23 protein-coding genes are annotated in these 22,932 nt (G+C 57.7%); 10 read left to right on the forward strand and 13 right to left on the reverse strand.

Annotated elements, in window-relative coordinates; all coding sequences use genetic code 11:
• Positions 1-43: 43 nt before the first annotated feature.
• Both cydD and cydC read left to right on the forward strand, forming a co-directional pair.
• Positions 44-1,675 carry a thiol reductant ABC exporter subunit CydD gene (gene cydD, locus QZ534_RS02865; protein ID WP_296931490.1) on the forward strand — a complete coding sequence of 544 codons (1,632 nt, stop codon included), beginning with the start codon at positions 44-46 and terminating at the stop codon, positions 1,673-1,675.
• The gene (gene cydC / locus QZ534_RS02870; RefSeq protein ID WP_296931240.1) at positions 1,668-3,284 is read left to right on the forward strand and encodes a thiol reductant ABC exporter subunit CydC; all 1,617 of its coding nucleotides are present in this window, start codon (positions 1,668-1,670) and stop codon (positions 3,282-3,284) included. Before cydD ends, cydC begins: the two co-directional genes overlap by 8 nt.
• Here the strand turns inward: cydC and QZ534_RS02875 are convergent.
• The gene (locus QZ534_RS02875) at positions 3,281-4,522 is read right to left on the reverse strand and encodes a saccharopine dehydrogenase NADP-binding domain-containing protein (RefSeq protein WP_296931242.1); all 1,242 of its coding nucleotides are present in this window, start codon (positions 4,520-4,522) and stop codon (positions 3,281-3,283) included. The genes cydC and QZ534_RS02875 overlap by 4 nt on opposite strands.
• Before the next feature lie 67 nt (positions 4,523-4,589).
• A complete protein-coding gene (locus QZ534_RS02880; protein ID WP_296931244.1) occupies positions 4,590-5,006 on the reverse strand; it encodes a hypothetical protein in 417 nt (138 codons plus the stop codon).
• 207 nt (positions 5,007-5,213) lie between these two features.
• On the opposite strand from QZ534_RS02880, the gene QZ534_RS02885 reads away from it, so the two are divergent.
• Positions 5,214-5,543 carry a hypothetical protein gene (locus QZ534_RS02885; RefSeq protein WP_296931246.1) on the forward strand — a complete coding sequence of 110 codons (330 nt, stop codon included), beginning with the start codon at positions 5,214-5,216 and terminating at the stop codon, positions 5,541-5,543.
• Between the two features lie 34 nt (positions 5,544-5,577).
• A complete protein-coding gene (locus QZ534_RS02890) occupies positions 5,578-6,051 on the forward strand; it encodes a hypothetical protein (protein ID WP_296931248.1) in 474 nt (157 codons plus the stop codon).
• A gap of 10 nt (positions 6,052-6,061) precedes the next feature.
• On the opposite strand, the gene QZ534_RS02895 is transcribed toward QZ534_RS02890, so the two are convergent.
• The 3 genes from QZ534_RS02895 to QZ534_RS02905 form a co-directional block, all read right to left on the reverse strand.
• Positions 6,062-6,901 (reverse strand): putative RNA methyltransferase, encoded by an 840-nt coding sequence (locus tag QZ534_RS02895; RefSeq protein WP_296931250.1) that lies wholly within the window; start codon positions 6,899-6,901, stop codon positions 6,062-6,064.
• A 109-nt stretch (positions 6,902-7,010) separates the two neighbouring features.
• On the reverse strand, positions 7,011-7,952 hold the full coding sequence (locus QZ534_RS02900) for an FAD-binding protein (RefSeq protein ID WP_296931252.1): 942 nt from the start codon (positions 7,950-7,952) through the stop codon (positions 7,011-7,013).
• Positions 7,953-8,702 (reverse strand): electron transfer flavoprotein subunit beta/FixA family protein, encoded by a 750-nt coding sequence (locus QZ534_RS02905; protein ID WP_064230433.1) that lies wholly within the window; start codon positions 8,700-8,702, stop codon positions 7,953-7,955.
• Positions 8,703-9,119: 417 nt separating this feature from the next.
• Here QZ534_RS02905 and QZ534_RS02910 point away from each other — a divergent pair, with 417 nt between their 5' ends.
• A complete protein-coding gene (locus tag QZ534_RS02910) occupies positions 9,120-10,772 on the forward strand; it encodes an electron transfer flavoprotein-ubiquinone oxidoreductase (protein ID WP_296931254.1) in 1,653 nt (550 codons plus the stop codon).
• Positions 10,773-11,185: 413 nt separating this feature from the next.
• Here QZ534_RS02910 and QZ534_RS02915 read toward each other — a convergent pair whose 3' ends face one another.
• From QZ534_RS02915 to QZ534_RS02945, 7 genes are all read right to left on the reverse strand, one after another.
• A complete protein-coding gene (locus QZ534_RS02915) occupies positions 11,186-11,647 on the reverse strand; it encodes a peptidylprolyl isomerase (RefSeq protein WP_296931256.1) in 462 nt (153 codons plus the stop codon).
• A 198-nt stretch (positions 11,648-11,845) separates the two neighbouring features.
• Entirely contained in the window at positions 11,846-12,412 is a 567-nt protein-coding gene (locus QZ534_RS02920) for a DUF1285 domain-containing protein (protein WP_296931258.1), read from the reverse strand.
• 24 nt (positions 12,413-12,436) lie between these two features.
• Positions 12,437-13,333 (reverse strand): radical SAM protein, encoded by an 897-nt coding sequence (locus QZ534_RS02925; RefSeq protein WP_296931260.1) that lies wholly within the window; start codon positions 13,331-13,333, stop codon positions 12,437-12,439.
• Between the two features lie 45 nt (positions 13,334-13,378).
• Positions 13,379-13,828, reverse strand: a complete 450-nt coding sequence (gene sixA / locus QZ534_RS02930; RefSeq protein WP_296931262.1) for a phosphohistidine phosphatase SixA — start codon at positions 13,826-13,828, stop codon at positions 13,379-13,381.
• A gap of 43 nt (positions 13,829-13,871) precedes the next feature.
• Positions 13,872-14,939, reverse strand: coding sequence for an NAD(P)H-dependent glycerol-3-phosphate dehydrogenase (locus QZ534_RS02935; RefSeq protein WP_296931264.1), 1,068 nt, complete (start codon positions 14,937-14,939; stop codon positions 13,872-13,874).
• Between the two features lie 63 nt (positions 14,940-15,002).
• Positions 15,003-15,494, reverse strand: a complete 492-nt coding sequence (locus QZ534_RS02940) for an STAS domain-containing protein (protein ID WP_296931266.1) — start codon at positions 15,492-15,494, stop codon at positions 15,003-15,005.
• A 14-nt stretch (positions 15,495-15,508) separates the two neighbouring features.
• The gene (locus QZ534_RS02945; RefSeq protein WP_296931268.1) at positions 15,509-16,717 is read right to left on the reverse strand and encodes a SpoIIE family protein phosphatase; all 1,209 of its coding nucleotides are present in this window, start codon (positions 16,715-16,717) and stop codon (positions 15,509-15,511) included.
• A gap of 114 nt (positions 16,718-16,831) precedes the next feature.
• On the opposite strand from QZ534_RS02945, the gene QZ534_RS02950 reads away from it, so the two are divergent.
• Positions 16,832-18,316: a phosphohydrolase gene (locus QZ534_RS02950; protein WP_296931269.1), complete on the forward strand. Its 1,485-nt coding sequence runs from the start codon at positions 16,832-16,834 to the stop codon at positions 18,314-18,316.
• On the opposite strand, the gene QZ534_RS02955 is transcribed toward QZ534_RS02950, so the two are convergent.
• Positions 18,306-19,334: an FAD-dependent oxidoreductase gene (locus tag QZ534_RS02955; protein ID WP_296931272.1), complete on the reverse strand. Its 1,029-nt coding sequence runs from the start codon at positions 19,332-19,334 to the stop codon at positions 18,306-18,308. The genes QZ534_RS02950 and QZ534_RS02955 overlap by 11 nt on opposite strands.
• A 116-nt stretch (positions 19,335-19,450) precedes the next feature.
• On the opposite strand from QZ534_RS02955, the gene QZ534_RS02960 reads away from it, so the two are divergent.
• From QZ534_RS02960 to QZ534_RS02975, 4 genes are read left to right on the forward strand one after another with little or no spacing between them, the layout of a single operon-like run.
• Complete coding sequence (locus QZ534_RS02960) at positions 19,451-20,407, forward strand: acyl-CoA desaturase (protein ID WP_296931274.1); 957 nt, start codon at positions 19,451-19,453, stop codon at positions 20,405-20,407.
• Positions 20,404-20,871, forward strand: a complete 468-nt coding sequence (locus tag QZ534_RS02965) for a nuclear transport factor 2 family protein (RefSeq protein WP_296931276.1) — start codon at positions 20,404-20,406, stop codon at positions 20,869-20,871. Before QZ534_RS02960 ends, QZ534_RS02965 begins: the two co-directional genes overlap by 4 nt.
• Positions 20,868-21,668, forward strand: a complete 801-nt coding sequence (locus QZ534_RS02970; protein WP_296931278.1) for an SDR family NAD(P)-dependent oxidoreductase — start codon at positions 20,868-20,870, stop codon at positions 21,666-21,668. The genes QZ534_RS02965 and QZ534_RS02970 overlap by 4 nt, the downstream gene beginning before the upstream one ends.
• Complete coding sequence (locus tag QZ534_RS02975; protein WP_296931280.1) at positions 21,665-22,930, forward strand: FAD-dependent oxidoreductase; 1,266 nt, start codon at positions 21,665-21,667, stop codon at positions 22,928-22,930. Before QZ534_RS02970 ends, QZ534_RS02975 begins: the two co-directional genes overlap by 4 nt.
• Positions 22,931-22,932: the final 2 nt, after the last annotated feature.

Raw genomic sequence — 22,932 nt, forward strand, 5'->3', positions numbered from 1 at the left:
CTCCGCCACCGAACAGAAAGCCGTCAACGGATGGCTTGCAGACCTGGCCCGTGGCAGCCGCCTGTGGATTCGCGGCACCGTGGTTGCCGGCACCATTGCCGGCATTGCCACCATTATTCAGATGGTGCTCTTGGCCCGGATTATCCATCTGGGTGTGATTGACGAGGTCCCGGTTGCGGACCTCACTCCCCTCTTTCTAAGCCTGATTCTCGCGTTGGTTATTCGCGCCCTGGGCCAGGGATTCCAGACCCGGTTTGCGGCCCGTTGCAGCGAACAGGTTCGCCGCGATGCCCGTCGCCAGCTCCATAAGCACTGGCAGGCCACCGGACCGGTGGAACTGGGCCAGTCTTCGGCTGGCACCCTTGCCCGGGAATGGATTGACCACGTGGAAGCGCTGCACGGTTATTTCGCGCGGTTTCTGCCGCAGATGACCCTGTCGATGATTGTGCCGCTGCTGATTCTCGCCCTGGTGTTCTGGCTGGACTGGCTGGCCGGTATTTTTCTGCTGCTGTCTGCGCCGCTGATTCCGTTGTTCATGGCGTTGGTTGGCATGGGCGCGGAAAAGCTAAACCAGCAGCACTTTGAAACCATCAGCCGTCTGTCCGGCCAGTTCCTGGACAAGGTTCGCGGCCTGACCACCCTTCAATTGTTTGGCCAGACGGCAGGCGCAGCCGAGCTCATTCGCAAACGCTCCGATCACTACCGGCGCGTTACCATGAAAACGCTGCGGGTCGCTTTTCTGTCTTCGGGGGTCCTGGAGTTCTTTGCCTCCGTGGCCATTGCCGTTATTGCCATCTACATCGGCTTTGGTTTGTTGGGATACATCACCTACGGCCCCTCCGAGGATCTGACCCTGTTTTCAGGCCTGCTGATTCTGTTGCTGGCTCCAGAGTTTTTCCAGCCGCTGCGAACACTCTCCCAGCATTACCATGATCGCGCAGCAGCGATGGGCGCAGGCACCGAGATTCTTGAACGGCTCGAATCCCCGGTGAACGTTGAGAACACGACGGAAATCGCTCCCGTAGAGGGTGCGGACGACCGGATTGAGCTGCGTTCTGTCAGCAAAACCTTCCGGACGGATCAATCGGTGCTCCGGGATCTCACACTGACCATTCGAAAAGCTGAAGTGATAGCCCTGACAGGCCCCTCCGGCGGCGGCAAATCCACCCTGCTCCATCTCCTGGCAGGTTTTCTGGCACCAGACACTGGTGAGATGCACCTGTTCGGCGAGGCTCCGGGCAGCTTCCGGTTTGGCTGGCTGGGACAGAAAGGGTTTCTGGTTCAGGGCACCTGGGCCGATAATCTCAGACTGACCACCCCTGATGCCTCGGATATTGCTATTGAAACCGCTCTGCGCAATGTCGGCCTCGGTTCTCTGCTCGACAGTCGCAAACAGGGGATTTACAGCCCGGTATCGGAGGAGGGCCAGGGGCTCTCCGGTGGTCAGGCCCGGCGGCTGAGTCTGGCCCGTATCTTTCTGGCGGATTACGACCTGATTCTGCTGGATGAGCCCACCGCAGGCCTGGACAGCGACAGTGAGGTGTTCGTGCTGGAGGCCCTGCATAAACTGGCGGTGGCTGGCAAAACCCTGATCTTCTCGACCCACCACCAGGCCTTGCTGACCCTGGCAAACCGGGTGCTGTTGGTTTCCGACGGGGAGGTACGCGATGCGTGACCTGAAGCCGTGGCTGGACCTGATCTTCAAACGCCCGGGGCGCCTGGTTGTGGGCGGGTTTCTGATTCTCGCCACCCTGCTCTCCGGCATAGGCCTCTTGGCGGTTTCGGGCTGGTTTATTACCGAAACCGCGCTGGTCGGCCTGCTGTTGGCCGCAGGCGTGGCGGCGACCATAAACCTGTACGTACCCGGCGGCGCCATCCGGTTTTTCGCCGTTTCCCGCACGGTGTTCCGGTACCTGGAGCGGGTCTACAACCACGATATCGTTCTGAGGCTGCTGACAGATATTCGCGTGGCTTTGTTCCAGCGCCTCTCACGCGCCAGCCGCGTTCGCCGTGGGGAGCTGAGCGGTGCCCAGTGGCTGTCCCGGCTCACCAGCGATGTGGATGCACTGGACACACTTTACCTGCGCCTGATCGCGCCTACGGCCCTTGCGTGCTTGGTAACGCTTCTGGTGGTGATTCTGGCTGCGGTTCTCTTCGATATCGGCACGGCGTTGCTGGTGGGACTGTTGCTGATTATTGCCCTGGTGATCGCCACCGCTGGGGTCTACCTGAGAACCTGGCGCCTGGCAGCCCGGCAAAGCGACCGGCAGGAAGAGTTGAGAACGGCGGTGATCGAACACATCGAAGGTTTCCCCGAACTGACGGCGGCCGGGCGTACCGGTAAACATGCCGCCTGGCTGATGCGTCAGGCCCATCAGGTTACTTCGGAACAAGCGAAGGCCGATACCCGTGTAGGCTGGCATCTGGCCGGATCCCACCTGTTCGTCAACCTGTCTGCGGTTCTGGCGCTCTGGGCCGGCTTTGCGCTTTTCCAGTCGGGTTCGGTTTCCGGCCCGGTGCTTGTGTTAATGCCCATTGCCCTGCTCGGCCTCGCCGAGGTTTACGCCATGCTGCCCGATGCCTTCGGCAAGCTGGGCGCAACCGTCGCATCCGCTGCACGATTGAACCGGGATTGTCGTGAAGAGGAGCAATCAGTAACAGCCACCGCCACAGTGTTGCCACCGAAAACGGCCCTTCTTGCCGACAATATTGCGGTAAAACATCCCGGATACGCGCCTTTGTTCACCCGGTTCAATCTGGAAATCGAGAACGGAGAACGCATTGGTATATTGGGTCATTCCGGCAGCGGGAAGTCTTCCCTGGCGGATGTACTCGCCGGCCTGCTGCCCACTGCCCAGGGTAGCCTGGCGCGAAAGGATTGCGTCTATCTCACCCAGAAAACCGTGTTGTTTGAAGATACCCTCCGGGCCAACCTGTTACTGGGATCCCCTGAGGCCTCCGACACTGAACTCTGGAGCATTCTCGAGCAGATGGAGCTGGCTGAGCGCTTCGCCAGTGAACCGAATCAGCTCGATACCTGGCTGGGCAGCGCTGGCAGCCGACTCTCTGGCGGCGAGGCCCGGCGTGTGGCCCTGGCGCGGGTGTTATTGAACCCTGCGCCGCTGGTGATACTGGATGAGCCGTTTACCGGCCTGGATGCCGAAACCCGGGCGCGTGTCTCGAAACGGATGGAAACTCTTCTGGAAGGGAAAACCGTGGTTAGCCTGGCACACGGGCCGGATGCCCTTCCGGGCACCGACCGTGTGATTTATCTTAGCGTTTAGCGGGTTTCCAGAACCTCAAAGGTCAGGCCCGCCTTGCTGGTGAGCCGGTCCATCAGCTTGCCGTCTAGCAACGAAGATGGTGTCCAGAACCCGCCGGGTTGATCCGCCGGAATGTCGAACGCCAGGCACATGCCCGCTTCGCCCAGCATCTTGCCGGTGGAACCGTAGCCCGGGTCCTGGTCGCCGGTCACCTTGGTGATGATGGTTTTACCATCTTCCGTGCGACCTACGAACCGAAGGTCATAGAAACCGGCTTTCTGGGCTTCGGGGCTAGGGCCCTCGCCCGGCTTGGGCACGAACTTCTCTACCAGCCAGCGGGTAGGCTTGATCGCCGACGCCGTAAAGAAGGCTGCCAGCCCACCGGTGATGGCGTACGCGGCCAGACGGCCTTTGGTGCCACGGCCGGTCATCATGGCCTCGTCGTAGGTAAACTCCTTGCCGTAGCGAGCGTTCTGCAAGGCGTTGGAGCGATGCACCACCCTGGTATTGATGGCCCCCATCACGAACGGCGCCAGCCAGGCGTTGAAGGTCTTGTCGAACTCGGCACCCTTGAGACTCGGCTGACGGGTCTTGGAGCGATGGTCTGGCGGGCAGATGGAGAACGGATTGGCCAGTTCCTTGCGCAGTTTCGGATCCGCCGCCGCTTCCTTCGCCACGTTCATCATGGAGGCAACGGTTCCGCCGGAGAATTCGCCCTTGGCGGTTTTCACCCGCATACGAACATCCCGGCATGGCGCGCCAAAGGTCTGCTCGGCCTGGTTCTGCAGGAACCACACCCCCATATCGGAGGGAATCGAGTCGAAGCCGCAGCAGTGAACAATCCGCGCGCCGGAGGATTTGGCCTCCTCTTCGTAGCGTTCCACCATTTTGCGGATCCACTGTACTTCGCCCGTCAGGTCGCAGTAATCCGTGCCGCTGCGCACGCAAGCCTGTACCAGCGGCTCACCGTAAAGGGCATAGGGGCCGACGGTAGAAATGATCACCCGGGTTTGCTCGCACATGGTTTTCAGCGCGTTTTCATCGGAGGCATCAGCCAGAATGACCGGAATACCCTTGGCCTTGTCGCCAAGTTCGCCCTTCAGGGTGTTGAGCTTGCTCTCGGAGCGACCGGCAATCGCCCATTTCACCGATTGGCCCACTCCGTAGGTTTCGAGCAAGTAACGGGTAAGGATCTGGCCAACGAAGCTCGTGGCGCCGAACACCACCAGGTCATAGGCCGTTTCAGCGGATTTGGTCATTGCTCTTCCTTAGTCAGCTGTATTGAAAACGGGTTGATGGAAAATTGATCGGGTACTGGTACAGACGTTAACGAACTCCGACGGGCGCTTTCGCCCCCATCAGGCGCATGAATGCGGCCACGCCCAGGCCCCAGAACCCGTTAAGAAGAAGTCCGCCTACCCAGGTCTGGGCAGACACATCGAGCCCTTTCAGGGGAAATACCACCAGCATGGCGACTGCAGTGGGGCCTACTGCCCCTACAATGACATGCCCCAGCCAGAACTTCACCCCTGCGAGGCGTCCAAGAATCAGCCAGAGCACCATGCCCCACAGGCCGCCAAAGAACGCCAGGGATACAACTTGCGGAACGCCAAACGGTGGTACCGGAGACAGGTTAAACGGCGCCGCCGGCACAATACCGCCCAGCCAGAACAGTGCGAACAGGCCCTGATGAAACACCAGGGTTGCGAGAAAACCACTTGCAAACGCCTTGAACCAAACCATGAACAATCCTCTGTTGGTATGAATAATTGGCCTTAACTCGTTGATTCTGCGTAGCTCATTTAACAACTGCAACCGATCTTAACAGTTTTGAGCGCCCGTTCTACTTTCCTGACCGCGCCCTTGAATCCGTCGTCACGGCCAATCGTTTGTCACACTTCCTGGTGCACACTGCGAGCCAGTGCACGAAACGATTTCCGGAGGTTCGAATTGATCACCTTTTTACTGGTATTGAGCATCCTGCTTGTCCTGTTCAGCGTTTTTGTTTGCTGGCAGGTTCTTGAACAACGCAAAGTGATCGCGCGAATGATGGAGAACGACGATATCGCAGATTCCGAGCAGGAACCGGAGCTGGTTATTACGCTGCGGGTGCTGGATCCGATTGCCCTGGCGAAGCGGGAATCGCGCTCTGCGCGCGTGCTGGCTGACAAACTGCCCGTCATGGTCCGCAAGATGGTGTATCAGGAAGTGATGAAAGAGCTCGAAGCTGAGATGACAGAACGTGAAATAGACGTGGACATGCAGATCGAATATCGATGAGTACGGCGTTCGGGATGTTTTTGGGGAGTGCAGGATGATGACTACGGTAATCGTTGCCTTGCTGCTGCTAGCCTTGAGCGGGTTCTGCGTTGCCTACTGGCAACTGCTGCTCTGCCGACGTGAGGCCCGGATTCTGAATTCTCATCGGATGGCGGCTCACAGCGCTATCCAGAAGAGCCGGATGGACCTGCTGGAAGTGAGAAATCGTGCCCGACTGTTGGAGGATTCCGTCTCTGGCGGTGCCAGCGCAGTGGAGAAACTCCACAAGGCGATCTCAAATACCACGTTCGGGCTGATTGATCTGGTCTCAAGGGATGAGGAGTTCCGGCAGACGGCCCGTAAAGCGCGGGCCACCCATGACCAGACCAGCCAGCAGATCTACCGAACCGTGCGCACCACCAACAAGGCGCTGCATATCCTTGCCGACACCCTGATCATTGGCAAAGCTGAAAAGCGGCTCGCGTCCCGCAAGCGCGGAAAGGCTGAGGGCTCTAACGGCGCTGAATGAATCTCGGCGGTCAGGCTTTTTCCAGACGCTTCAGAACCACGTCGACGGTCACTTCCAGTGAGTCGAGCGCCGAGGCCTTCTCAAGACCTTCGGAGGTGGCCCGGTACAGATGGGGCGTCATTGCGAGGAGATCAGCAATACTGTTCTGGTCTGGAAGAGTCAGCGGGAAACGTACCACGGTTGAATCCAGGTGCCGAAAGCCTTCGGGGGCTGCACTCTCAGCGTCTGCCGGCGGCTTAAGCTCCGGATAGATGATTTCCCGCAACTCCCGCAGATGATCCGCACCGGAATCCACCTGGATTATCTGCCCGCCGGGCTTGAGCACCCGGGAAAATTCGCCGTAGACCGGGAAACCAAACAGGCACAGCACCAGATCCAGTGATTCCGGCAGAACCGGCAGGTTTGCGTTGCTGCCAACAACCCACCGCGTCCGTTTGTCCTGTTTGGCCGCTGCCAGCACCGCCCATTTCGAAATATCGACGCCAATCATCGAAAGATCTGTGTCGCCGGCCAGGCTTGCCAGGTGCCGGAGGTAATAGCCTTCTCCGCAACCGGCGTCCAGTACCGAGCCCGTCCCGTCATTCGTCAGCGATTTGAGTGCCCGATCGCTAACCGCTTCTGCGATTTTTGTGTAGAAGCCGGCATTCAGGAACCGCTGTCTGGCGGCGACCATTTCCTTGCTGTCACCCGGGTCCAGGGTGCGTTTCTTCTGAACCGGTAAGAGATTCACATAGCCCTGCCGGGCAACATCAAAACTGTGCCCATTCTCGCACCGCCAGGTCTTTTCACTGGGGGTAAGCGGGCAACCATCTAGTGGGCAGGCTAATGCATCAAACGGCATCGTCGTCATGGTTCGTGTATCCGGTTCAACAGTCGGGGCCGGGTATCATGGCAGGTATTCTGGTTTCACCCAACGCAAAAGGCACCCGAAGGTGCCTTTTCTCAAGCCAACCAGAAAGTTACAAAACTTTCTTCAGCTCTTCTTCAAACTGCGGAACCGCTTCGAACAGGTCCGCTACCAGGCCGTAATCGGCAACCTGGAAGATCGGCGCTTCTTCATCCTTGTTGATCGCAACGATCACCTTGGAGTCAGACATACCGGCCAGGTGCTGGATGGCGCCGGAAATACCTACGGCAACGTACAGCTGCGGGGCAACAATCTTGCCGGTCTGGCCAACCTGCATGTCGTTCGGTACGAAACCGGCGTCGACAGCGGCGCGGGATGCACCAACGGCGGCACCCAGCAGATCAGCAACCTGCTCCAGCATCTTGAAGTTATCGCCGTTCTGCATGCCTCGGCCACCGGAGATTACGATACCGGCGCTGGCCAGGTCCGGACGGTCAGACTCGGCCTTCTGCTCGCTCACGAAGGAAGACAGGCCTGCGTCTTTAACCACATCAACCTGCTCAACAGAAGCGGAACCGCCTTCAGCGGCAACCGGATCGAACGCGGTCGGACGAACGGTAACAACCTTGATGCTGTCGCTGGATTTCACGGTAGCGATGGCATTACCGGCGTAGATCGGACGAACGAAGGTGTCTTCGGACTCAACGCGCATGATGTCAGACACCTGGGCAACGTCCAGCAGCGCAGCAACGCGCGGCATGAAGTCCTTACCGGTGGTGCCGGCGGCGGCCAGGATGTGGCTGTAGCCCTTGCCTACTTCGGCGACCAGCTCACCCAGGTTTTCACCCAGGAAGTGACCATAAGCAGCGTTATCGGCAACCAGTACCTTGTTAACGCCTTCGGCCTTGGCAGCTGCTTCAGCAACGGCCCCACAGTTCTCACCGGCAACCAGTACGTCGATGTCTCCGCCGATGGCCTTGGCAGCCGCTACAACATTCAGGGTAGCCTGTTTCAGGCTGCTGTTGTCATGTTCAGCAATTACAAGGATGCTCATTTAGATCACCTTCGCTTCGTTCTTCAGTTTATCGACCAGCTCGGCAACGTCGGCCACCTTCACACCCGCCTGACGGGAAGCAGGCGCTTCAACCTTCAGGGTGGAAAGGCGCGGAGCGATGTCGACACCCAGATCGGCCGGGCTCATGTTGTCCAGCGGCTTCTTCTTCGCCTTCATGATGTTCGGCAGAGAAGCGTAGCGCGGCTCGTTGAGACGCAGGTCGGTAGTAACAACCGCAGGCAGATTCAGGGCAACGGTCATCAGACCACCGTCGATCTCACGGGTTACGTTAACCTTGTCGCCCTCAACAACCACTTCGGAAGCGAAAGTGCCCTGACCCATGCCGGTCAGCGCGGCCAGCATCTGGCCGGTCTGGTTGTTGTCGGAATCGATGGACTGCTTGCCAAGAATAACCAGCTTTGGCTCTTCCTTCTCAACAACAGCCTTGAGCAGCTTGGCCGCTTCGAGAGACTGAACCTCCTCGTCGGTTTCGACGTGGATACCACGGTCAGCACCCAGAGCCAGCGCAGTACGGATCTGCTCCTGGGAGGCCTTCGGTCCGATGGATACCACCACGATTTCACTGGCAACACCCTTCTCTTTCAGGCGAACGGCTTCTTCAACCGCGATTTCGCAGAACGGGTTCATTGCCATCTTGACGTTGGCGAGGTCAACACCGGTGTTGTCCGGCTTGACGCGCACCTTTACGTTGTAGTCGATTACTCGTTTTACAGCGACCAGAACCTTCATAGATTCCTCGTTCTTCTACGATGGGTTTATGACTTGCAGTCCTCGCGCAGAGCCTGCCGAAATTCAATGCGCACTAATGATGGAGGCAACACTCAGCAGAATCAATAGCCTCAAACGACGCGCCAGGACTGAACTTTCAGCCAATTCCCCGGTATTGACCGGGGACGGCAATGAGACGATACTAGATTTCGACTCAAAACACACGATGTTTCAGTGTGCTCTTACAATGCCAAAGGACAGAGCGAATTTCAAACAAACGTTTGTTTGATTCTTCAAATACGGTATCCTTTTGGTTATGCAAGCCGGGACAAACGGCTTGGGGCGGTCGTCTACAAGCGGTTTTACCGGTAAGATGGCGGCCAGAATAATTGGCCTGCGGGCATATAATTCCCATTAAAGATGTTTGAGGAGACCAACGTGGAACGCGAATCGATGGAATTTGATGTTCTGATCGTCGGCGGCGGCCCGGCGGGCCTGTCGGCAGCATGCCGTGTCATGCAGCTGGCGCAGGAAGCTGGCGAGGAACTCACCGTATGCGTGGTAGAAAAAGGTTCTGAGATCGGCGCGCACATTCTGGCCGGTACCGTATTCGAGCCCACTGCCCTCAACGAACTCTTCCCGGACTGGAAAGAGAAAGGCGCTCCGCTGAACACCCCGGTTACCCGCGACGACATTTTCCTGCTGAAGAACCAGGAAAGCGCCACCAAGATCCCCAATGCGTTTGTGCCCAAGAACATGCACAACCATGGCAACTACATCATCAGCCTGGGCAACCTGTGCCGCTGGCTGGCCGAACAGGCCGAGCAGCTCGGCGTAGAGGTCTATCCCGGCTTTGCCGCCTCCGAGACCATCGTTGAGGATGGCCAGGTGAAAGGCATTATTACCGGCGATATGGGCGTTGCCCGTGACGGTTCCGAGAAAGACGGCTACATGCCGGGCATGGAACTGCGTGCCAAGTACACCCTCTTTACCGAAGGCTGCCGTGGTCACCTGGGCAAGCGCCTGATCAACGAGTTCAACCTGGATGAAGGCAAGGATCCCCAGCACTACGGTATCGGTATCAAGGAGCTGTGGGACATTGATCCGGCCAAACACGAGCCGGGCCTGGTTGTTCATACTACCGGCTGGCCGCTGAAGGAGACCGGCTCCACCGGTGGTTCCTTCCTGTATCACCTGGAGAATGGCCAGGTCTACGTGGGCCTGATTACCGATCTGTCCTACAGCAACCCGCACCTGAGCCCGTTCGAGGAATTCCAGCGTCTGAAGCTGCACCCGGAGATCAAGAAACACCTGGAAGGCGGCAAGCGCGTTTCCTATGGCGCCCGTGCCATCACCAAAGGCGGCTACAACGCCCTGCCCAAGATGAGCTTCCCGGGCGGTCTGCTGCTGGGCTGTGACGCCGGCACCCTGAATGGCTCCAAGATCAAGGGCTCCCACACCGCCATGAAATCCGGCATGCTGGGTGCAGAAGCGGTTTTCGAGGCGCTCAAGGACGGCAAGAGCGGTGAAGAAATCACCAGCTTCCAGAAGAAGTTCGAAGACAGCTGGCTGTTCAAGGAGCTGTACGCCGAGCGTAACTTCGGTCCCGCCATGCACAAGTTCGGTAACGTGGTTGGCGGTGCTATCGCCTTCTTCGAGCAGAACATCCTGCGTGGCAGCCTGCCGATCACCTTCCACGATACCACTCCGGACTACGCCACCCTGAAGCCGGCGGCCGAGTGCAAGAAGGTGACCTATCCGAAACCGGATAACACGCTGACCTTCGATCGTCTGTCCTCGGTGTTCATTTCCAACACCAACCATGAGGAAGACCAGCCGGTACACCTGAAGCTGACCGATCCGGAGCTTCCGATTCGCGATAACCTTCCGAAATACGACGAGCCTGCGCAGCGTTACTGCCCTGCTGGTGTGTATGAAGTTGTCGAGAAGGATGATGGCAGCGGCAAGCGCTTCCAGATCAACGCCCAAAACTGTGTTCACTGCAAGACCTGCGATATCAAGGATCCTGCCCAGAACATTACCTGGGTGACGCCGGAAGGCGGCGGTGGACCGAATTATCCGAATATGTAAGTTCGGATTCCGGTGATAAAAACGGCCCCTCGCGGGCCGTTTTTTTTGGATTCGGATTGTCGGATTACGGCTTCGCCTAATCCGATCTACCGGTTTGACGTGCGCTTGGGGTGGTTTTTGTCGTCGGATTACGGCTTCGCCTAATCCGACCTACTGGTTTGACGTGCGCTTGGGGTGGTTTTTGTTGTCGGATTACGGCTTCGCCTAATCCGACCTACTGGTTTGAAGTGCGCTTGGGGTGGTTTTTGTTGTCGGATTACGGCTGCGCCTAATCCGACCTACGGGGTTGGGGTGAGGCTTCGAAGTGTGTTTTTGTAGGTCGGATTAGGCGCAGCCGTAATCCGACACGATTATCTCCGGGCATAAAAAAACGGCTCCCTCGGGAGCCGTTCTTCGTTGCGCTTCAGAAAAGCTTAGTGAGCGTGGCCGTGCTCTTGCTCTTCTTCAGTCGCGTCGCGAGCCTCTACCACTTCTACGTCGAAGTGCAGAGTCTGGCCGGCGAGCGGATGGTTGGCGTCGATGGTGACGGTTTCGTCGCCAACTTCAACCACGCGAACAACCTGGGGGCCGCCCGGGGTTTGCGCCTGGAACTGCATGCCCGGCTCGATGGTATCAACGCCTTCAAATGCAGAACGCGGAACCGGCTGGATCAGCTCTTCGTTAACTTCGCCGTAGCCTTCAGCAGGTTCTACAGAAACCTTAACCTGATCGCCTGCGTTCTTTTCGTTCAGTGCACTTTCCAGTCCACCGATAATGTTCTGTGCACCTTCCAGGTAAGACAGAGGCTCACGACCTTCTACACGGGAGGAGTCAAGCTGCTCTCCCTGATCGTTGGTGAGCGTGTAATGGATGGTGACAACACGAGGTTGGGCCATGTGATCTCCTTGCGTGTCGCAATGACTGTTTAATTGATTTAGGCAATCGAAAGTGATCGTGAACAGCCAGACTGCACAGAGGGACTAACGACCACCGGGCCTCGTTAGAGAGCCAGGCTCATAACAAGTATGAAAACACAGTTTAACAACTGAGTTAGTGCGTTTTCTACCGTAATTCTGGGGCCGCGGTACGGGTTTTCAACCACCCTTCCCGATTTTGTAGAAAATTCCGTGACTAAAAACGCCCAGAACCGGATGGCCGTCCTCGTTTCGCTCCACCACATGCTCCGCCAGGTCATAATAGGCCGCGGTTACCAGTCGGGCTTCGACCCCGTGGCGTACCTGTACGACGGGACGCGGTTCCTCGGAGCCCGGATAGGTTCCAACTTCCAGAGGATGGTGTTGGCCAATCTCCAGCGTCTCGCCCACGTTGGTGGTCAATGAGATGACCTGCCTGTCGCCTTCTCCGGTTACCTGGAGCGAATGGGCAAGCAGCGGCGTATCCTCAACCTGAATCCGCCATTTTTCAACGGGCGTCACCAGGTAGTAGTCGCCATCCTCTTCCCGGCGGAGAATGGTGGAGAACAGCCTCACTATTGCTTCGCGAGCCATGGGCTCGCCCTTGAAGATCCACTGGCCGTCCCGGCTGATACGAAGATCCATATCGCCGGACAGCTCCGGGTTCCACTGATCAATTGGCGGGTTACCGGGTTTTTTCACGGTTTCCTCCACCTGTTTAGCAAGATTTTCCGGATTCATGCTCATAACCGTGGCTCCCGGTTCAATGATTTACAACCCGCGCATCCACTCCGCACGAAGCGGCGCTGCGCCCGGATTGGTGATAGCCAGGTTAACCTGGTCCAGCATTTTCTGCTTGTCGCGACCAAGGGTCCCTTTCAGCACCAGGTAGTTGGAGGCGTGATCGCTGCGGAAGATGGTTTTGTCGAGTTCAAGGTGCTCAAGGAAAAGCCGAATTTCTTCGAAAAGCCCCTGCTGGGAGAGTGGGGTGAAATCATCACCGAAGCCCTCCCGAAAACGCTCCTCCCCCTGGGGAAAACTGACCACGAGCGTGGACAGATAATCCGGCTGGGTCTCGTTGCAGAGTGTCGCGGTATTGATCGCGTGCTGGCGCGAGAGGCTCTCACCTCCGAGCCCGTTCAGCACCATCACGGAACTGGTCAGGCCGGCCTCCCGAATCTTCACCAGCGCCGAGCGGGTGGATTCCCAGGTTTCGCCCTTGTTGACGCGGCGCAGAACCTCGTCGTCACCGGATTCCATGCCAACATACAGAATCTGCAAGCCGGCTTCTTTCAACTGGGCCAGCTCCTCCACGGATTTCTTTGCAAGATTGCGGGGCAGACAGTAACTGGACACCCGCTGGAGGTCCGGAAACGCCTCACGTAGCTGCGTGAGAATCTCCAGCAGACGACGGGTAGGCAACACCATGGCATCGCCATCCGCCAGGAACACCCGGCGCACGCCACCCAGGCTACGGGCGGCGTTCTGGATATCCTTGAGCACGTCATCAGGCTTGCGGGCCCGGAATTTCTTCTGCGGTTGGGTATACATCTCGCAGAAGGTGCATTTGTTCCAGGAGCAGCCGTTGGTCACCGGCAGTATCAGTGACTTGGCTTCACTGGGTGGCCGGAACACCGGCTCCACGTAGTCAATCGGAAAGCTGTACATAGTCAGGCTCGAATTGGAGGATTCACAAATCGGTAAACGGAAGTATCAGGGCAGAAACTGCGCTTTCAAGTCTGCGCAGCCCGGGCCAACCACCGGCATATCAAGCATCACAGCCTGGGAGGTCATGAACGGGATGCCCCGGCGGTGGGCGTCTACCAGGAGGGTTGCCAGGCCGCCGACCAGGGGCATGTGGGAGACAATCATCAATGGCGAATCGTGATACTCAATAAGCGCATCGAGACATTCGCCGGGATCGTCATCCGGAGTGATGAACATCTTTTCCTCAACGGGGCAATTGAGGATCTCGGAGACAATGGCAGCCGTTTGCCGGGCCCGCACATACGGGCTGCTCCAGATCAGTTTTGGCCGCCAGGGCGACTCGGCGATGCGGGCAGCAACCTCGGCAACGCCCAGCCGGCCGGATTCGGTCAGTTCACGCTCCTGATCCAGGGTATGCCAGCCAGCTTCGCCGTGACGCATGATGAGCAGTTGCAAAGACCTTCTCCTTGTAGACCCTCTAAGGCGTTTCCGGGCAGTTCTACTGGCTGATGGTACGCGGCAATATGAACTCTACGTCGGAATTCTGGACCGACATCATCAGGCTGTTGATCACCGCCTTGATTGACGCATTATCGTAAAGGATTTCGTAAAGCCCGCGAACCAGCGGCATGTAGATGCCAATCGCCTCGGCCTTCTCCTTGACCAGCTTCAGGGTATAGATACCTTCTGCAACCTGCCCAAGATCTGCAACGGCGTCGTCCAGCTTCTGGCCCTGCCCAACGGCAAAGCCCACTCGGAAGTTACGGCTCTTGGACGAGGTGCAGGTGACTATCAGGTCGCCAACACCCGCCAGCCCCATAAAGGTCATCGGGTTGGCACCGAGGCTGACGGCAAACCGGCTCATTTCTGCAAGGCCCCGGGTAATCAGCATGGCCTTGGCGTTCTCCCCCATCTCCAGGGCCGATGCGAGGCCGGCGACAATCGCGTAAATATTCTTCAGCGCCCCGGCAAGTTCCACGCCATACACATCGACATTGGCGTAAACCCGGAAGTACTCGCAGCCCAGCAGATCCTGAACGGCGCGGCGCACATCCGGATCCTTGGCCGCAATAACGGTGGCAGTCAGGTCGCGGTTTACAATTTCTCCCGCCAGATTGGGGCCACTGAGAACGCCAATCCGACAGCGGGGAATTTCTTCCTGGAGAATCTCGCTCATCAGCTTGAAGCCGTGCTCTTCAATGCCTTTGGTCAGGCTGATAACAATCTGGTCATCGCGGAATTTATCGCAGTTTTCACGGATTACGGCCCGAAAGGCCTTGCTGGGAATGGCGACGAACACGATTTCAGCCTTGCTGACCGCATCCGCAAGATCGGTGGTGGGCTGGATATCTCCGGCCAGCTCAATGCCTGGCATATAGCGGCTGTTAATGCGGGTGGTGCGGATTTCCTCGGCCTGGGCCTCACCGCGCATCCAGAAGTGCACACGGTGACCGTTCTCACCCAGCACCTTCGCCATGGCGGTGCCAAAGCTGCCACCGCCCAGAACCGCTACATCATGCACCGGTCCGCGTGCCTCAGTATCGCGAGGCGTCGATTGTTCAGACATAGTTCTTCCGTTTGTCAGATCGGGTGTGAAACCGGCTGCGCCGCGCTCAAAAGGCAGGAGGCGTTAACCGGGCTCTTCGCATTCCAGAGCGCGCACCAGATTCTTGAATTCTTCCCTGTTTCGGTTGTTCAGGCCCATCAGCACCTTGTGGGCATCGAGAACCTTATCCCGAACCTGCTGTTCGCTGGCCCTGAGTACAGGTATTTCTTCAAGCTCTTCAATACGGGACGCGGGTTCTCGGACAATAATGAAAATCTTGTCGAAGCCCATGGAAGTGATAATGCGGGTAATGTCAGGGTTGGTCGAAATCAGCGTGGGCAGGAAATGGCTCTGTTTCTGGGCTGCCATGGCTATTTTCGCCAGCAGACCGAGCGTGGTGCTGTCGATGATCTCGGTTTCGGTCAGATCGACCACCACGGTTTTGAACTGTGGGTCCTGGGTGATGGACTCAACCAGATTGTCCAGCGTCGAACACAGGTTCAGCCGGATTTCCCCGATAAACTTCAGGACATAAATGCCCTGTTTTTCAGCTTGCAGGATCTTGTAACCAGCCATGTTTCACACTGCCACTATTTCGACGGGGTGTTATCTGATCCGTTTATGGTATCAGTTACCGACACGATAGCGATATCGTCCGGCAGCTCTGTGATCTGATCGAGGTTCAGAGCCTCGCTCAGAGAGGCGATAGTGTGACGACCTCCTGATACGAGTTCAAGTAGTGTCCGCTCCTTTTCATCCAGACCTTTTTCGCGGATAACCTCCAGAATTCCATCCGAAAACAGGGTCAGGTGGAAAGGCTTGTTCAGGGGTACTTCGTACACCTCCCACTCCGGGGTCTCAAAAAGCCCCACCGGCAGCCCGCTACCCTCGAGAAAAGCCGTCTCTCCTCCCTCGAAGGACAGAATGGGCATTGGAAAGTGTGCACCCACCGCGTAATTCAATTTACGCTCACTCAGGCAAATAATGCCAACGAACACGGTTACGTGTTTGCCGAGACCGGTATCAAGCAGTTCCGAGTTAATCCGTTCCAGGAATCTATCCGGATACAGAATGTCCTCACTGGAACCGCGGCGCAGGTTGCGTTGCAGCCGGTTTGTCAGGTTTTTCAGCAAAACCGTCACGAACGCGGAACTTGCGCCATGGCCTGATACATCCGCGATGTAGACCAGAACCTTGTCGTCGGAAATTCGGAAGTAATCCAGGAAATCACCGCTCAGATAGAGCGATGGTTTGATCATGTGGTCTACGTGCAGCCCACTCATGACCTGCTCGTGTTCAGGCAGCATCCTTAGCTGGACTTTCCGGCCGGCACGCTGGTCTGCCCTCAGCTCCGCAATGCCGTCCCGAAGATCCCGGTTTGCCTCTTCCAGTTCCTGCCGGTACAGCTGGTTAAGCCGGTTGACCCGCACCCTGTCAAACAGCTTTCCCAGCACGTCATCCAGGGCGCCCTTGTCGTCGTTGCAGGGCTTGAGCACGAAGTCCGCAGCCCCGGCCCGAAGCGCACTGACCACATCGGCACTGGATTCGCTCGATGAACAGGCGACGATCGGGGTGAAGGTTTCGGCTTCTTCCAGGCGGTTGGCAAGGTCCCGGATGGCCTCCGGTGACAGATCTGCAAAGATGACGTCGGGAATGTTATCGTCAAACAGTGCCTTGGCGCCGGCGAGATCCGGGTATCCCGTTACATAGAAGCCCCTCGCTTCGAGGTATCGGGCGAGATCCATACGGGCCTTTTCATCGGCGTCTATTATAAGTATGCGCTCGGTGCGCGAGGTCATGGCGACTGCCCTAAACTACCAGCGATAAACGATAAATTGGCTTTGTTAAGCCTATTCTGGCACGCCCCTGTGATATAACAAGGCCAGTTTCATGAAATTGGGAGATTCCATCTGATGCGACGTGCCGTTAACGATCTTCTCGGAGCCTATGACAAGCTGATCATGGATCCGGTTCACGGTGGTATTCCACTTTACCGGCACGAGATTCAGGTGATTGACCATCCGCTTTTCCAGCGACTGCGCAACATCTGCCAGAACGACATCCTGAGCCTGGTCTTTCCCGGCGCAACCCATTCCCGATTCCTTCACAGCATTGGTGTTATGCACGTAGGCACCCGGATGTTCCGGTCAATGATTGACGCCTACCTCAGGGAACGCCAACTGAGCGAACAAACCGACCTGAGCCTGAGCCAGCTTGACGCCATCGACTACCTGGCCAAAACCATCCGGCTGGGCTGCCTGTTACACGACAGTGGCCATTCAAGCTTCTCCCACCAGTTCACCCAGGCTCGACGCATTCGGGAACTGATGTCGAGGCCCGGCCGATTCCGGGATCTCTGGCGGGGCGTGGATTATTCCGCCTACCACCCGGAGGAGCCGGATGAACTGGAACACGAGCATTACTCCGTGCGGGTCGCGCACGACGTGCTGATGGCAGTGGATCTGGAAAGCGCCGGTCTTTATGCCCGGGATGTTATCGGCATCATGGAAACTACCGAAGTGAAACCCAGCGAGACCTTCTGTCGCCATGCCCGAACCTTCTGGGCATTCATTGCCGGTGAGGATGCGGCGTCGGGTTCGCCGCTGAGTGACAACATCCCCGGTCTGGTGATGGATTTGCTGTCTTCAATTGTATCCGGGGAGATTGATGCCGATCGGGCCGATTATATGTTGCGGGATGGCTTCCACTCGTCGGTAACCATAGGCGGCTTCAATCTGGACCACCTGCTGAGTAACCTGCGTTTCGGTTGGGATGTGTCCGAACCCTGGCTGGGGCTGGCCATCACCCAGAAGGGCCTGGGTGCGCTCGAAGACTTCGTTTACAGCCGCCACCAGATGTATCGGAAAGTGTACGCCCACAAGACCGCTCTCGGCTTTGACTGGCTGCTTCGGGAAGCGATCAATGAAGTGCTCGATGACCCGGAAAATTTTGAATGGGTGGATACCTGCCTGAGTGATATGACCTTCTTTGCGGAGCTCACCGACAACTTCTTCTGGGAGGCATTCAGGAAGGTGGCCCGCAAACACCCGAAGAGCTTCTCGTTCTGTATTGTGAACCGGGTGAAGCTGAACCATCTGGATACCCGGGAAGACCTCTCAGCCAGGGGCATTGAACGGCACAGTACCTGGCTGGCCGGCGAGCTTTCGCTCAGCCCGGCCCAGGTGGTGACCTGCTCAATGCGGGCGCGGTTCTCGAACATTCAGGACAATTTCAACGGTATCAAGGTACTGGTTCGCGAGCCCATTCACCGCTCCCGTTCACTGAAGAAGATCACCGATGTGAGCGCGTTTTTCAGCAAATTCAGCGACGGCACCATCACCCATTTCTACACTCGCCCGGATGTCACCACCGGCAGCCAGGAATCGCTCACTGAGTAGCAGACCCGGCATTGAGTTCGGCAACCAGTCCGCAGGCGCTGTCGAACGCACCCTCGACGCGACCACCGCTGAGCCAGTCGCCAGCCAGCCCAAGGTGATAGTCTGGGAACCACAGGTGGCCGGGCTGCTCGCCCCCTTCGGAGCGGGCATAAAGCCAACGATGAGTGACAACCTCATCTGGCCCGGTTTCGAAGCCCGTAAGTTCCTGGAACGCAGCCAGGAGTTTATCGGCCACTTCCTCCGCGGGAGCATCCACATGCTCCTCCGTCCAGGCCGGGCTGGCGTGCAGAACCCACCACTGGCCATGATCGTCCCTACCGGGTTTGCTGGAATTGTTGGCAACCCAGAACAGGGCCGGGTGCTGGCACCGCATGCCTTCGTGATGCGGCCACGGCGAGAGCGGGAAGTGCGCGGCCACGGCCCAGCACGGCAAAACCCGGCTTACGGGATCATCCAGCTGGGACGCCAATGCGTCGAGGCCACTGTCAGCCAGCAGATCCCGGGCCTGGGCCGGAGGCGCGGTAATGATCACCCCGTCAAAGTCGCCAAGGTGAGCACCGGCGGTGTCCAGGACAGCCCAGGACTGGTCGTTACGGGCCAATTTGCCTACCCGGGTTTCCGTGACAACCGTGGCATGCTCGGACAGCGCCCGGCTGATGGCGGTCATACGCGGTTTGCCTACGAAACGGGTCTCCTGGGGAAACGGCTTCCATTGACCTGCCTCCGTCTGGAAACCAAACCGGCCTTGCCAAGGTCCGAAGCTGTCAGGGCCGGCAAATTTTCGGAGAAACGGCAGAAAATCCGGGTTTCGGGAGGTGAAGTATTGTGCACCCACATCCGCCGACCCGCCCGTAACCCGTTTCGCTGCAAGCCTGCCACCGGGTCCCCGGCTTTTCTCAAAGACAGTGACGCGATGGCCGAGCCCCTGTAATTGGATGGCCGCTGTCAGGCCGGCAAGGCCTGAACCAACAATGGCAATACGGCGTATAAGTGGCGCATGAAAGGTGTGATTAAACATGGATTATCGTGCATCCAATTCCGGTAGTGAGATCGTACAACTCCCCATGAAACAGCTTTGGCAACACGGCTGACTGTGCGATCAAGGTTCCATTAAAGAGAAAGGGCAATCAGGGTATGACCCGAATGCAGCATTGGCTTACAAACATTCTGAGATGGTTCGACTCCGAAGCGGGTTCGGATCACATCGACACAACGTCCAGATCGTTCAATTTTTTAAGGGTTATCCCGTTCATAGCGCTTCACCTGGCGTGCCTGCTGGCGTTCTACACCGGTGCCAGCGCTTTCGCCATCGGGTTTGCGATCGCGTTTTTCCTCGTGCGCATGTTCGCAATCACCGGATTCTACCATCGTTACTTTGCCCACAAGACCTTCAAGACCGGCCGCCCTGCCCAGTTTGTTTTTGCCGTTCTGGGCGCCAGCGCAGCCCAGCGCGGGCCATTATGGTGGGCCGCTCACCACCGCCACCATCATCAACACTCCGATGACGTCAAAGACCTCCACTCACCCCACCAGGGCGGTTTCTGGTGGGCTCACATGGGCTGGTTCACCTGTGACGCCGGTTTCGCCACCGACGAACGCCGGGTCCGTGATTGGCTCAAATTTCCCGAATTGAGACTGATCAACCGCTTCGATGCTCTCGTACCGGCCTTGGCGGCCGTGGGTATCTACGCCCTGGGTGAGGCTTTGGCCGCCTGGGCGCCGGGTCTTGGCACCAACGGTTTGCAATTGCTGGTGTGGGGATTCTTTATTTCAACGGTGGTGCTGTTCCACGCCACTGTCTCGATCAACTCCCTGTCCCACGTCTGGGGCAAGCGCCGCTTCGAGACATCCGACGACAGCCGGAATAATTTCTGGCTGGCCCTGATCACTCTTGGCGAGGGCTGGCACAACAACCACCATCGCTGGCCCCAGTCTGTCCGCCAGGGCTTCCGCTGGTATGAAATTGACATCACCTGGTACGGGCTCTGGCTGATGTCCAAACTGGGCATCATCTGGGAGCTGAACCCGATACCCAAGCATATTCAGGAAGAAACACGCGAACTGGATAGAATGAGGAGGAGCAGGCAATGACAACCGCCTCAAAGATCGAAGTAGGAACGCGTAATTCGGCTGTGCCGGCAACGCTGGACAGTTTCCGGGCGCTGTTCAACGAACTGGACAAAGGCAACCTGAACAAGCTTTCGCGGGTCTACAGTGAGGAAATCCGCTTTCAGGATCCTCTTGGCACGGTGAACGGGCTTGATGAACTCACCCATTATTTTGCGGGCGCTTATGCCAACGTAATCTCCTGTCGCTTCGAATTTGGCGAAGCGGTTGTTGAGGGAGAGTTCGCTGCCCTGCCCTGGGTCATGGTTCTGCGTCACAAGCGCATCCGCAAAGGCCGTGAAGTTCAGGTACAGGGTATCAGCCACCTGGAGATCCGGGACGGCATGGTGTGTTACCACCGCGATTACTTCGACGCGGGAGAAATGCTCTACGAAAACCTGCCGGTCGTTGGCAGGGTCATTCGCTGGATCAAGGATCAGGCAGGATGAGTGATCGACTTCAGGAAACCTCGAATATCTGGATAACCGGTGCCAGCTCAGGCATTGGCGAGTCCGTCACTCGCGCGCTTGCCCGGGGTGGCCATCGGCTTGTTATTACCGGGCGGCGCCAGGGGGCGCTCGAGGAACTGGCCTCTGTTGCACCCGAGCGGATAATCCCTGCGGCGGCAGACACCACCAGCAAGGAAGATCTGCAAGCCATTGCCGGGACGCTCGAGAATCACGGCGACCTGAATATGGTGATTCTCAACGCCGGCACCTGCGAATACCTCGAGATTGCCCATTACAGCAGCGATGTGATCGAGAAAAACATCCACACCAACGTGATTGGCACGGCCAGGTGCCTGGATATTGCCCTGCCCGCTCTGCGACGCACCAGAGCGAAGGGGCAACCGGCCACCCTGGTGATTGTCAGCTCCTCGGCCTGGTGGTTCCCCTTTGGCCGGGCCGAAGGTTACGGAGCGTCCAAGGCTGCGTTGACGTATTTCGCCCATTCTCTAAGGGCAGACCTTGCTGCCGAAGGCATTGATGTCGTGGTCGTCTCGCCGGGGTTCGTCAAGACACCGCTCACCGACCGCAACGATTTTCCCATGCCTTTCCTTGTCTCTGCCGAAGATGCAGCTGAGCGGATTGTCAGCGGCCTGGCCCGTGGCAAGAACGAAATTGCCTTCCCCAAGCGCTTCACCTGGATGCTGAAAGTTCTCGGCGCCCTTCCCCGGCCTCTGATCGACCGCATGTCGGCCTCCATGGCTCGTAAAAGCAACACCGAACAGGAAAACAATGGATGAGTAGTGAACGTCAGCGAATTGCTGTCATTGGGGCTGGCGTTTCCGGCCTCACGGCTGCCTGGCTCTTGGCCGAGAAGCACGAGGTTCAGGTTTTTGAAGCGGGCGACTATGCCGGCGGCCACACCAACACCGAGCAGGTTGAAGCGGGCGGTCGAACCTGGCCGGTTAACACGGGCTTTATCGTGTTCAACGACTGGACCTACCCCAATTTCATAAAATTGATGGAACGGCTCGGAGTTGCGTCAGAAGTCAGCGACATGAGCTTCAGCGTGGATTGCAGCAGCACCGGCCTCCAGTACAACGGCACCAGCCTGAACACCCTGTTTGCCCAGCGCCGGAATCTGTTCAACCTGCCGTTCCTGAAAATGGTGCGGGAGATCCTGCGCTTTAACAAGGAAACCCGAGCAGATCTCGAGGCGGGTAACATCAGCAATGAGGAAACCCTAGGCGAATACCTGAACCGGAATGGTTATTCACGGTACTTCCGGAATTACTACATAGTGCCCATGGGTGCAGCCATCTGGTCAGCGCCGGAGATTGTCCTGGAACAGTTTCCCATCCGGTTCTTCCTGCAGTTTTTCAACAATCACGGCATGCTGTCTGTGGACGACCGCCCTACCTGGCGGGTAATTTCCGGAGGCTCTGCCCAGTACGTGAAGAAAATGATGTACAGGTTGGGTGATGGTATGCACCTGAACAGCCCTGTCGACAGGGTGGTCCGGGATGAAACCGGCGTTACCCTCTCGGTAAAGGGCGAGGACCACCATTTCGACCAGGTGATCTTTGCGTGCCACAGTGATCAGGCGCTTGCCATGCTGGGAGATCCCACCGACAAGGAACGGGATATCCTGGGCGCCATGGCCTACCAGAATAATGATGTGGTGCTCCATACGGACAGCAGCGTGTTGCCGGACAACCGCCGCGCCTGGGCCGCCTGGAACTATTTCATCCCGACCCACAGCACGGAGCCTGTGTCTGTAACCTACAACATGAATATCCTGCAGAATTTCCACGATGCCCCGGAAACCTTTTGCGTGACCCTTAATCGCAGCCGCGATATCGACCCCGAAAAGATCATCAAGCGCTTTGAGTACGCTCACCCAGTGTTCACCCTGGGCGCAGTGGCCGCTCAGGAGCGCTACGATGAAATCGGCAACCAGAATCGCACCCATTACTGCGGCGCCTACTGGTTTAACGGCTTCCACGAAGACGGTGTTCGCAGTGCCTTGCGGGTAACCGAGGCCTTCGGGGTGGAGCTTTGACC

Origin of the sequence: uncultured Marinobacter sp. (assembly GCF_913055835.1) — a bacterium.
GTDB lineage: Bacteria > Pseudomonadota > Gammaproteobacteria > Pseudomonadales > Oleiphilaceae > Marinobacter.